Below are 11058 nucleotides of genomic sequence, written 5' to 3' on the forward strand. Positions count from 1 at the left end.
CATGTTTTTGAACGCGGCGTCGCGCAGGATCCCGGCATTGTTGACCAGTACGTCGACCCGCCCGCATCGACAATGGCGCCGCCCACAGTTTGGTTCAGTAGGCGACCGCCGACCCGGGCCTTCGCCTCAAGGACGATGACACCGAGTCCGCGTTTCGTCACCAGATGCCCGCACGTCAGTCCGGCTAACCCAGCTCCAACCACGATCACGTCCGCGTGCCGATCCACGACAACTCCTTGTTCCAACAAAAGGGAGTGAGACTCCCCTTTTTGCTGAAACATAGGCGCGGCCCGCCGCTGCGTCAACCAAAAAGGGAGTTATTCTCCGGTTTATGGGAACGCCGGGCAAGATCGCACACGGGCTGCGGACGATTCCCGCGCAAGAACGGTCCCGTCGCACCTTGACGACACTCCTCGACGCCGCCAGTGAGTTGCTCAGGGAAAGTGGTCCCGATGCACTCACCACGAGCGCGCTTGCTGAGCGCACGGGTCTGCGGGTCCGCAACGTCTACCGGTATTTTCGAGACCGGCAGGCGATTGTTGCCACACTGGCCGAACGCATGAACGCCCGGATTGAGTCGGCGATTGCCGACGCCGATCTCTCCGACCCGAGTCGCTCCCTTGAGCAATTGGTCGATGCCCTCGTCGAGCAGATCCTGTCCGCGGCTGCCTCGGAGTCAGCAGCGGTCCAAATTCGGGCCGCCATGCGGACTAGTCGCGAACTGCAGGCGATCGACATCGCGTCAGATCGGCGCATCGCCGCCGTATTGGCAGACGCTCTGCGGCAGAGAGGGGTTCGAGCCCGGCGAGACCGGCTGGCGGCGGCTCTTTTTGTTCTTGTCACGGCCATCGGCGCCGTTCTCGACCGAGCCACCCTGGACAACGACGAACGCGACCGCGCCGCGGTGGTCCGAGAGGTCAAGCGGATGGCACACGCATACATCGGAACGTTTGCGTGAAGGTGTCTGCGATTTCGTCCGTAATAAGCGCGCCCGAAGGGATTCGAACCCCCAACCTTCTGATCCGTAGTCAGATGCTCTATCCGTTGAGCTACGGGCGCCTGTCTTCAGTTGTCTTGCCAAAACTACTCAGCGGAGGCGAGAGGATTTGAACCTCCGGTCCCCTTGAAGGGGGACAACTCATTAGCAGTGAGCCCCATTCGGCCGCTCTGGCACGCCTCCATTGGACTTTCTGAGGTTACCCGACCCCTTCCCGGTGTCCCGGAACCGCCGGAGGCATAGCGTACACAGCGCCGACATATGCTGTCGAAGTGACTGCCCGCCTACGGCCGGAGCTGGCCGCGCTGCCAGTTTATGTTCCTGGTAAGACGGTGCCGGGCGCCATCAAACTGGCCAGCAACGAAACCGTTTACGGCCCGCTGCCCAGCGTGCGCGCGGCCATCGAGCGAGCCACCGACATCGTCAACCGCTATCCCGACAACGGCTGCGTGCAGCTCAAGGCCGCGCTGGCCGCCCACCTGGGTTCGGATTTCGCGCCCGAACACGTCGCCGTCGGATGCGGTTCGGTCAGCCTGTGCCAGCAACTCGTTCAAATCACCGCCGCGGCCGGCGACGAAGTCATCTACGGGTGGCGCAGCTTCGAGCTGTACCCGCCACTGGTCCAGGTCTCCGGCGCGAGCGCCATCCAGGTGCCGTTGACCGACCACACCTTCGACCTCTACGCCATGCTCGCCGCGGTCACCGAACGCACCCGGCTGATCTTCGTGTGCAACCCCAACAATCCGACGTCCACCGTCGTCGACCCGGATGCTTTGGCGCGATTCATTCAGGCCGTCCCGCCGCACATCCTGATCGCCATCGACGAGGCCTACGTCGAGTACGTCCGCGACGGCATGGCGCCAGAGAGCCTGGATCTGGTCCGGGCCCACAGCAATGTCGTTGTGCTGCGGACGTTTTCGAAGGCCTACGGGCTGGCGGGTTTGCGCATCGGCTACGCGGTCGGACACCCCGACCTGATCACCGCGCTCGACAAGGTCTACGTGCCGTTCACCGTGTCCAGCCTGGGGCAGGCCGCCGCCATCGCGTCGCTGGCCGCCGCCGACGAGCTGTTGGCGCGCACCGACGCGCTGGTCGCCGAACGCACGCGCGTCGCCGCGGCCTTGCGCGACGCCGGCTTCGCGCTGCCGCCGACCCAGGCCAACTTCGTCTGGCTGCCGCTGGGGCCCCGCACGCTGGATTTCGTCAAGCAGGCCGCCGACGCGCGCATCGTGGTCCGCCCGTATGGGACCGACGGCGTCCGGGTCACCATCGGGGCGCCGGAGGAGAACGACGCGCTGCTGCGCTTCGCCCGCGAGTGGATCACCCAAACCGAACCGGAGGAGTGAGCAATGACGTTGGCCCGCAAGAAGTTCACCGAGTTCAAGGAGCGCGGAGATCAGATCGCCGATGCCGAACTCGACGATTTCTGGGCGACCCTGGAGCCCGCGACGATCGACGGCATGATCGGCGAATGGAAGGGCGGCGAGTTCGTCACCGGCCACAAGATGAACGGCCAACTGGAGAAGGCCGGTTGGTTCGGGAAGACGTTCACGTCGGCCAGCGACGTGCAGCCGCTGGTGTGCGTGGACGCCGACGGCAACAAGTTCTCGAACAAGGCGATGGGCAAGGGCGAGGCGAGCCTGTGGCTGGAGGACTTCCGCGGCGAGGTCACCGCGACGATGGTCTATGACGGCCAACCCGTGCACGACCACTTCAAGAAGATCGACGACGATGCCGTCATGGGAATCATGAACGGCAAGGGCGTGCTCGATGACGGCCGCTACTACTACTTCTACCTAGAGCGGGTGTAGGCCTTTCGCCGAGCGTGCGTCTGGCCGCACGTTCGAGGCCGAGCGTGCGTCTGGCCGCACGTTCGGCAGAGCGTGCTTAGCGGGCCGGGTTGCGGCCGGTGAAAGCGACCAGGCGTTCCAGGGCGCCGGCGTCTTCCGGCACGTCGACCGGGTCGTCGAATCCGGCGCTGCCGCGTAGCTCCGGCCTGATGGCGCGGCGCGCCAAACCCAGCACGTATTCGGCCAGCGGCTCGGGCGCGTCGACCGGATGGCCCATCGCGACGGCGTAATCCCAAGCGTGGACCAGGAATTCGAGCGACAGGATGGCGCACGCGCCTTTGGCCGGCATTTCGCCGTTGCCGAACGGCACGGTGCCCTCCAGGCCGCGCCGATGCCAAGCATCGAGGGCGGGCCGCGCGGCGGCGACGATCTGGCGTTCCACCGAATCGCTTTCGTCGCGCTCGGGGATCTCCGCTCCCACCATGCCGCCGAGGGCGGTGATCGAGTTCAGCAGGTGCCCGGTCAGCTGCGAGACGTTGTATTCGGTGCACGGCGTCTGCCGCGACACGTCGTCGGCGGAGATGGGGTGCAGAACTCGCCGCAGAACCGCGAGCGTGTCCTCGGCGCTGTGCAGCTCATCGGTGGGCGGGGAATGCGGGCCGGGTCGCAAATCACTGGGCATATTTGCCACGCTACGGTCTCGATATGGGCGAAACATACGAATCCGTCACCGTCGAGATCAAAGACCAGGTAGCGCAGGTGACGCTGATCGGACCGGGCAAGGGCAACGCGATGGGACCGGCCTTCTGGTCGGAGTTGCCCGAGCTGTTCCCGGCGCTCGACGCGGACCCCGAGGTGCGGGCCATCGTCATCACCGGATCCGGTAAGAATTTCAGCTACGGCCTGGACGTGCCCGCAATGGGCGGTTCGTTCACCCCGCTGCTGTCCGGCGACGCGCTGGCCGGCCCCCGAGCGGTCTTCCACCGCGAGATCAAGCGCATGCAGGGGGCGATCAGCGCCGTCGCCGACTGCCGCACCCCCACCATCGCGTCGGTGCACGGATGGTGCATCGGCGGCGGCGTCGACCTCATCTCCGCCGTGGACGTCCGCTACGCGAGCGCCGACGCCAAGTTCTCCGTGCGGGAGGTCAAGCTGGCCATAGTGGCCGACGTCGGCAGCCTCGCCCGCCTGCCGCTGATCCTGAACGACGGACACCTGCGCGAGCTCGCGCTGACCGGCAAGGACATCGACGCGGCCCGCGCGGAGAAGATCGGCCTGGTCAACGAGGTGTACGAGAACGCAGACGCCACTCTGGCGGCCGCACACGCGACCGCGGCAGAGATCGCCGCCAACCCGCCGCTGACCGTGCACGGCATCAAGGACGTCCTGGACCAGCAACGCATCGCGGCGGTGTCGGAGAGCCTGCGCTACGTCGCCGCCTGGAACGCGGCTTTCCTGCCGTCGAAGGACCTGACCGAAGGGATCTCGGCGACGTTCGCCAAGCGTCTGCCGCAGTTCACCGGGGAGTAGCGCGGGGCCACGTACCCTCGCTTGGGTGACTCCCGACGGCAGAATCCGCGTCCCCGCGGACCTGGACGCCGTGACCACGATCGGCGAGGAAGACCACTCCGGCGTCGACGATGCCGCCGTGGAACGGATCTGGCAGGCCGCGCGGCACTGGTATCAGGCCGGCTTTCACCCCGCGATCCAGCTGTGCGTCCGGCATCGCGGTCGCGTCGTCCTCAACCGTGCGATCGGGCACGGCTGGGGCAACGCTCCCACCGACCCGCCCGACGGCGAGAAGATCGCCGTCACGACGGACACGCCGTTCTGCGTGTACTCGGCGGCCAAGGGCATCACCGCAACCGTGGTGCACATGCTCGTCGAGCAGGGCCACTTCTCGCTCGACGACCGCGTCTGCAAGTACCTACCCAGCTACACCAGCCACGGCAAGCACCGCACCACGATCCGGCACGTGCTGACCCACAGCGCGGGTGTCCCCTTCGCCACCGGGCCCCGCCCGGACCTGCGCCGCACGGACGACCACGAGTACGCACAGGAGCAGCTCGCCAAGCTCAGGCCGCTGTACCGGCCGGGACTGGTGCACATCTACCACGCGCTGACGTGGGGCCCGCTGATGCGCGAGATCGTCTACGCCGCCACCGGCAAGGACATCCGCGAAATCCTGGCCGCGGAGATTCTCGATCCGCTGGGCTTCCGGTGGACCAACTTCGGCGTCGCCAAGCAGGACGTTCCCTTGGTGGCGCCCAGCCACGCCACCGGCAAGCCGCTGCCGCCGCCGGTCGCGGCGATCTTTCGCAAGGCGATCGGCGGAAGCGTGCACGAGATCATTCCGTACACGAACACCCCCGCGTTCCTGACCACCGTCGTCCCGTCCTCCAACACCGTCTCGACCGCCAACGAGTTGTCGCGCTTTGCCGAGATTTGGCGACGGGGCGGTGAACTCGACGGCGTGCGGATCATCAGCCCGGAGCGGATGTACGCCGCGGTGCAGGAGTGCCGCCGGCTGCGGCCGGATTTCGCCGTCGGGCTGCACCCGGCCCGTTGGGGCACCGGATACATGCTGGGCACCAACAGGTTTGGGCCGTTCGGTCGCAATGCGCCGGCCGCGTTCGGAAACCTCGGCCTGGCCAACATCGCGATCTGGGCCGACCCGCAACGCGCGCTTGCCGCCGGCGTGATCAGCAGCGGCAAGCCGGGCCGCGATCCCGAAGTTCGGCGCTACACCGCGCTGATGGACACCATCGCCGCCGAAATCCCGACCGGTTAGGCCACGCCGCGGTGGGAACACTGCGGAACATGGCTACTTACCGCGTGCTGAACCCGACCGGAGAAGTCGTCGCGACGAAGGACATCGAAAGCGCCGGCGACGCGCATGCATGGTTCGTCGACGCCAAGGCCGACAACTCAGAACTTGGCTGGCGAATGGAAGTCGAGCACGACGGCGATTGGCATTTCTTCGACGACTCCGAGGGCGAGGAGAGCTGACAGGTATGCATTCCGACCGCTTCCGACAGCTATTGGACAGTCCGGGGCCGTTCGCGTCCGTTTACTTCGACGATTCGCACGACACCCACGACGCCGAGGCTCAGCTCGAGCTGAAGTGGCGCGCACTGCGCGAACAGCTCGAGCAGCAGGGCGCCGACGCCTCGGTCACCGAGCAGATTGGACAGGCGGTGATGGACCTGCGCGCGCCGATCGGCCGCAGCGGCCGCGCGGTGGTGGCCGCCGCCACCGGCGTCGTGCTCAACGAGCACCTGGTGCGTCCGACCGCCGAAACCGTCGTGCGCGTCTCCGAGTTGCCCTACATCGTCCCGATCGTCGAACTCGGCTACGACGACCCGGACTACCTGTTGGTTGTCGTCGATCACGCCGGCGCGGACATCACCACCCACATCGACGGGACCCTGCGCTCCGAAACCGTCGACGGCGGTGGCTATCCCGTGCACAAAGCCGACAGCGCCGAAACGTCGGGCTACGGCGATCCGCAATTGCGCAGCGACGAAGCCGCCCGCAAGAACGTGCGGGCCATCGCCGATCGGGTCAGCGAGATCGTCGACCACACCGGCGTCGACGCGATCTTCGTGGTGGGTGAGGTGCGGTCGCGCTCGGATCTGGTGGCGGCGCTGCCGGAGCGAATGCGGGCGACGCCGCTGCAGGTCGGCGCGCGCCACAGCGGCCACGACTACGGCGAAATCCAGCGGGCGATCGAAACCGAATTCGCCAAGCGGCACTTGAGCGTGATCGACGATGCCGCACAGCGTTTCACCGCCGAGGTGGGCCGGCAATCGGGGCTGGCCGCGGAGGGGCTGGGAGCCGTGTGCTCGGCGCTGCGTCAGGGAGCGGTCGACACCATGATCATCGGCGACATCGACGACGCCACCGTGGTCGCCGACGAAGCGCTGACCGCCGTCGTCCCGAATGCCGACGTGCTGTCCGAGCAGGGCGCCGCCCCCGCGAAGACGCTGCGGGCCGACGAGGCGCTGCCGCTGATGGCGATTTCCGTTGGGGCGTCGCTGGTTCGCACCGACGAGCGCATCGCCCCGGCCGACGGCATCGGCGCGGTGCTGCGCTACGCGCCGACACTGCACGAATCCACCCGCTGACCCGCGGTGGCGGAGGGATTTGAACCCCCGGACGGTGTTAGCCGTCTCTCGCTTTCAAGGCGAGTGCATTAGGCCGCTCTGCCACGCCACCGCTGATAAGGGTAGCCGGGGTCGGTAGCGTGGCCCGCATGCGCGCAATCGTCGCTGAATCCGCCGACAAACTGCAGTGGCAAGACGTGCCGGACGTCTCCGCGGGCCCCGGCGAGGTATTGGTCAAGGTCACCGCGGCCGGCGTCAACCGCGCCGACGTGCTGCAGGCCGCCGGTAAGTATCCGCCGCCACCCGGGGCCAGCGAGATCATCGGCATGGAGGTGTCCGGCGTCGTCTCGGACGTCGGGGCCGACGTCACGGAATGGTCTGTCGGACAAGAGGTTTGCGCGTTGCTGGCCGGCGGCGGCTACGCCGAATACGTCGCCGTTCCGGCCGGCCAGGTGATGCCGATCCCGAAGGGCGTCGACCTGGTGGATGCCGCCGGGCTGCCCGAGGTGGCGTGCACGGTGTGGTCCAACCTGGTGATGATCGCTCACCTGGGTGAGGGCCAGCTGCTGCTGATGCACGGCGGGGCCAGCGGCATCGGAACGCACGCGATCCAGGTCGCGCGGGCGCTGGGCGCGCGGGTGGCCGTCACCGCCGGGTCGGCGGAGAAGCTGGATTTCTGTCGCGGCCTGGGCGCCGAGATCACCATCAACTACCGCGACGAGGACTTCGTGGCGCGGCTGCGCGAGGAGACCGACGGCGCCGACGTGGTCTTCGACATCATGGGCGCCGCCTATCTGGACCGCAATATCGACGCCCTGGCCACCGACGGACAGCTCGTCATCATAGGCATGCAGGGCGGGGTGAAGGGCGAGCTCAACATCGGCAAGCTGCTGATGAAGCGGGCCCGGGTCATCGGCACCACGCTGCGGGCCCGCCCGGTAAGCGGCCCGAGCAGCAAGACCGAGATCGTGCAGGCGGTGACGGCATCGGTGTGGCCGATGATCGCCGAGGGCCGGGTCCGGCCGATCATCGGCGCGCGCATGCCCATCGAGCGGGCCGCTGACGCGCACCAAGAGCTGGTATCGAGCAACGTGACCGGAAAGATCGTGCTGACGGTCTGAATCGGGTGTGCGCTCAGGGCTTCCGCTGTGCAAGATGGGCGCCGTCACTGCACACTCGGCGCAAAGGCCGGGCCTAACCCTCAGCCCAGCGACGCCAGGGCCCGCACCAGCTGGTCGACCTCGGCCATCGTCGAGTAGTGCGCCAGCCCAACGGTCACGGCGCCGCCGACCTCGTTGGCGCCCAGCGCTTCGAGCACGCGCGAACTCTCGTTGGACACCGCGAGAATTCCGTTGTCCGCCAAGCGCTGCACCACTCGCTCGGCGGGCACGCCCTGCAGCGCGAAGCTGACCACCGGTATCCGCGACTCCGGCCGGCCGATCAGCATCATCAACGGCAAGGACCGCAGCGACACCATCAGGTAATCGAAGATGCGATTCAGATACGAAGTTGCCGACTGCATCGACAGCGACAGGCGCTCGCGCCGGGTGCCGCGAGCCGACTCGTCGAGCGCCGCGAGGTACTCGATGCTCGCGACGACGCCGCCCAGCAGACCGAACTGGTGCGCGCCGACCTCCAGCCGCGCCGGGCCGGTGGCGTGCGGGTCGGTCGAGACCGAGCCGAAGGTGTGGATAAGCGCCGGATCGCGGAACACGAGCGCCCCGATCGGCGGCCCGCCCCAGCCGACGGCGTTGACCGCCACCACGTCAGCCTCGGTTTCCCGGACGTCGAGCAGCCGGTAGGGCGCGGCGGCGGAATGGTCGAGCACCACCAGCCCGCCGACGTCGTGGATCAGCTTGGTCATCGCCCGCAGATCGGTGACCGTGCCCAGCGTTCCCGATGCCGAGGTGACGGCGACCAGCCTGGTGGCCTTGCCGATCAGGCCCTCCCACTGCCACGTCGGCAGCTCACCGGTCTCGATGTCGACCTCGGCCCACTTCACCTTGGCGCCGTAGCGGTGCGCCGCGCGCAGCCACGGGGCGATGTTGGCTTCGTCGTCGAGGCGGCTGACGATCACCTCGTAGCCGAGCCCCGCCCGCGACGACGACGCTTCGGCCAGCGAGGACAACAGGATCGCGCGATCGGCGCCCAGGACCACGCCCGCCGGGTCGGCGTTGAGCAGATCGGCCACCGCGGAGCGGGCGGCCTCCAGCACGGCGGCGCTGCGCTGCGCCGAGGGATGCGCACCCACTGTGCTGGCGGCGGACCTGCGGAAGGCGGTCGAGACGGTCGTCGCGACAGAGTCGGGAATCAGCATTCCGGCCGGCGCGTCGAAGTGCACCCATCCGTCACCCAGCGACGGATGTAGTCCGCGCACCCGGGCGACGTCGTAAGCCATGCCAGCCACCTTAGAGCTTCCGCATTTCCGCGAAATTGTGACGGTAGCGGGTGGCCGAGAGGCGTTCCAGCCGAACGGAGGCTTGGCGAGCCAGGTCACCCGGGCAGCCATACTAGTCGAGTGGGGCTCTGGATCGGAACGCTGCTCGCACTGTTCTTGCTGATCACGCCCGGGACGATCGTCGCACGCATCACTCAGCTAACTTGGCCGGTCGCTATCGCGGTGGGTCCGGCACTGACATACGGCGTTGTCGCGCTGGCGATAATCCCCCTCGGCGCGCTCGGAATCCCTTGGAACGGTTGGACTGCGCTCGCCGCGCTGGTTGTCGTCTGCCTCGTGATGACGGGTTTGCAGCTGCTACTCACCCGCTACCGCGACACCAAGGCCGAGGCGCGTGGCATCGGCGGCTGGCCGGCGTTGACGGTGGCGGCCGGCGTGCTGCTGGGCGCCCTGTTGATCATGTGGGCGGCCCACCGCGGCCTGGCCGCGCACTGGCAGACCATCCCCAGCACCTGGGACGCCGTCTGGCATGCCAACGAGGTGCGCTACATGCTCGACACCGGCCAGGCGTCGTCCACCCACATGGGAGAGCTGCGCAACGTCGAGACACACCAAGCGCTGTATTACCCGTCGGTGTTCCACGCCCTGACCGCGGTGTTCTGCCAGCTCACCGGCGCGGCACCGACCACCGGCTACACCCTGAACTCGGTGGCGGCCTCGGTCTGGCTGTTTCCGACCAGCGCGGCGATGCTGACCTGGCATCTGCTTCGGCCGCGCACCACCATCTGGCGCACCGCGGGGGTTTCGGCGACGGCGGCCGCGTTATCGGCGTCGTTCACCTCGGTGCCCTACGTCGAGTTCGGTGTCGCGGCGATGCCCAACCTGGCCGCGTACGGGGTCGCGATCCCGACGTACGTCCTGATCACCTCGACGCTGCGGCATCGCGACCGCATCCCGACGGCGGTGCTGGCGCTGGTGGGTGTGCTGTCGGTGCATCTGACGGGCGGGTTCATCGTCATCCTGTTCCTTCTGGCGTGGTGGCTGCTGGACATCTGGTGGCATCCGGTGCGCGGCCGGCTCGCCGACGTGCTGACCCTGGCCGCCGTGGCGGTGCCGACCGCGGCGATCCTGGCGCCGCAGTTCATCGGCGTGCTCCGGCAGGCCGACATCATCGCCGGGCACGCATTCCCCAGCTTCAAGAGCGCGAAGCAGGGCGTCATCGACGCGCTGCTCCTGCACACCCGTCACCTCAACGACTTCCCGACCCAATACGGCCTGATCGTGCTCATGTACGCCGGCCTGGCGATCCTGCTGTACAAGAGAATCTGGTGGCCGCCGGTGGTTTGGCTGGTGCTCACCGTCGCGACGATCTACTCCGGGGCGCCGTTTCACAACGCGGCGGGCGCCGCCATCGAAGTGTTCAGCCAGTTCTTCTACAACGATCCGCGACGGCTCACGGCCGTGGTGACCATGCTGGCGACGCCGATGGCGGCCATCGCCTTGTTCGCCGCGGTCGCGCTGGTGGTCGCGGGCGCGAAACGGGTGACCCAGCGGTTCAAACCGCAGCCCGCGCCGGTCTGGGTCTCGGCCACCGCGGTGCTGCTAATGCTGTCGACCGTGGTCATCGCGCGGCACTACTTCTATCGGCACCTGGTGCTGTTCGGCGACAAATACGACTCGGTGATGATCGACCAGCGCGACCTGATGGCGATGGCCTACCTGGCCAACCAGCCGGGCGCCCGCGACACCGTGATCGGTGACTCGAAC

General features: G+C 67.7%; 11 protein-coding genes, 3 tRNA genes and 1 pseudogene. 9 read left to right on the forward strand and 6 right to left on the reverse strand.

The window, feature by feature from the left end; genetic code table 11:
• Nucleotides 1–98 precede the first annotated feature (98 nt).
• A pseudogene (locus A5745_RS25370) lies at nucleotides 99–281 on the reverse strand (NAD(P)-binding protein); the annotation flags it as partial.
• 50 nt (nucleotides 282–331) lie between these two features.
• On the opposite strand from A5745_RS25370, the gene A5745_RS15910 reads away from it, so the two are divergent.
• Nucleotides 332–958 (forward strand): TetR/AcrR family transcriptional regulator, encoded by a 627-nt coding sequence (locus A5745_RS15910; protein WP_076117206.1) that lies wholly within the window; start codon nucleotides 332–334, stop codon nucleotides 956–958.
• Between the two features lie 28 nt (nucleotides 959–986).
• Here the strand turns inward: A5745_RS15910 and A5745_RS15915 are convergent.
• Nucleotides 987–1059, reverse strand: a tRNA-Arg gene (locus A5745_RS15915).
• 32 nt (nucleotides 1060–1091) lie between these two features.
• Nucleotides 1092–1180, reverse strand: a tRNA-Ser gene (locus A5745_RS15920).
• An 89-nt stretch (nucleotides 1181–1269) separates the two neighbouring features.
• On the opposite strand from A5745_RS15920, the gene A5745_RS15925 reads away from it, so the two are divergent.
• Both A5745_RS15925 and A5745_RS15930 read left to right on the forward strand, forming a co-directional pair.
• On the forward strand, nucleotides 1270–2343 hold the full coding sequence (locus A5745_RS15925; RefSeq protein WP_076117208.1) for a pyridoxal phosphate-dependent aminotransferase: 1074 nt from the start codon (nucleotides 1270–1272) through the stop codon (nucleotides 2341–2343).
• A 3-nt stretch (nucleotides 2344–2346) separates the two neighbouring features.
• Nucleotides 2347–2808, forward strand: coding sequence for a DUF4334 domain-containing protein (locus A5745_RS15930; protein WP_076117210.1), 462 nt, complete (start codon nucleotides 2347–2349; stop codon nucleotides 2806–2808).
• Nucleotides 2809–2884: 76 nt separating this feature from the next.
• On the opposite strand, the gene A5745_RS15935 is transcribed toward A5745_RS15930, so the two are convergent.
• Nucleotides 2885–3469: a TIGR03086 family metal-binding protein gene (locus tag A5745_RS15935; RefSeq protein ID WP_175879836.1), complete on the reverse strand. Its 585-nt coding sequence runs from the start codon at nucleotides 3467–3469 to the stop codon at nucleotides 2885–2887.
• 23 nt (nucleotides 3470–3492) lie between these two features.
• Here A5745_RS15935 and A5745_RS15940 point away from each other — a divergent pair, with 23 nt between their 5' ends.
• The 4 genes from A5745_RS15940 to A5745_RS15955 are packed head-to-tail and all read left to right on the forward strand — an operon-like array spanning nucleotide 3493 to nucleotide 6914.
• The gene (locus A5745_RS15940; protein WP_076117214.1) at nucleotides 3493–4317 is read left to right on the forward strand and encodes a crotonase/enoyl-CoA hydratase family protein; all 825 of its coding nucleotides are present in this window, start codon (nucleotides 3493–3495) and stop codon (nucleotides 4315–4317) included.
• 25 nt (nucleotides 4318–4342) lie between these two features.
• A complete protein-coding gene (lipE, locus tag A5745_RS15945) occupies nucleotides 4343–5578 on the forward strand; it encodes a lipase LipE (protein WP_076117216.1) in 1236 nt (411 codons plus the stop codon).
• Between the two features lie 29 nt (nucleotides 5579–5607).
• On the forward strand, nucleotides 5608–5796 hold the full coding sequence (locus A5745_RS15950) for a hypothetical protein (RefSeq protein ID WP_076063472.1): 189 nt from the start codon (nucleotides 5608–5610) through the stop codon (nucleotides 5794–5796).
• A 5-nt stretch (nucleotides 5797–5801) separates the two neighbouring features.
• The gene (locus A5745_RS15955) at nucleotides 5802–6914 is read left to right on the forward strand and encodes a hypothetical protein (protein ID WP_076117218.1); all 1113 of its coding nucleotides are present in this window, start codon (nucleotides 5802–5804) and stop codon (nucleotides 6912–6914) included.
• Between the two features lie 4 nt (nucleotides 6915–6918).
• Here A5745_RS15955 and A5745_RS15960 read toward each other — a convergent pair.
• Nucleotides 6919–7005 (reverse strand) — tRNA-Ser (locus A5745_RS15960).
• Nucleotides 7006–7042: 37 nt separating this feature from the next.
• On the opposite strand from A5745_RS15960, the gene A5745_RS15965 reads away from it, so the two are divergent.
• Nucleotides 7043–8014 carry an NAD(P)H-quinone oxidoreductase gene (locus A5745_RS15965; protein WP_076117220.1) on the forward strand — a complete coding sequence of 324 codons (972 nt, stop codon included), beginning with the start codon at nucleotides 7043–7045 and terminating at the stop codon, nucleotides 8012–8014.
• Nucleotides 8015–8094: 80 nt separating this feature from the next.
• Here the strand turns inward: A5745_RS15965 and A5745_RS15970 are convergent, their stop codons facing one another.
• A complete protein-coding gene (locus A5745_RS15970) occupies nucleotides 8095–9291 on the reverse strand; it encodes a cysteine desulfurase-like protein (RefSeq protein ID WP_076063401.1) in 1197 nt (398 codons plus the stop codon).
• Between the two features lie 120 nt (nucleotides 9292–9411).
• On the opposite strand from A5745_RS15970, the gene A5745_RS15975 reads away from it, so the two are divergent.
• Nucleotides 9412–11058: DUF6541 family protein (locus A5745_RS15975; RefSeq protein ID WP_076117223.1), on the forward strand; the 1647-nt coding region annotated here is incomplete at its 3' end.

The organism is Mycobacterium sp. IS-2888 (assembly GCF_001954215.1).
Lineage (GTDB): Bacteria > Actinomycetota > Actinomycetes > Mycobacteriales > Mycobacteriaceae > Mycobacterium.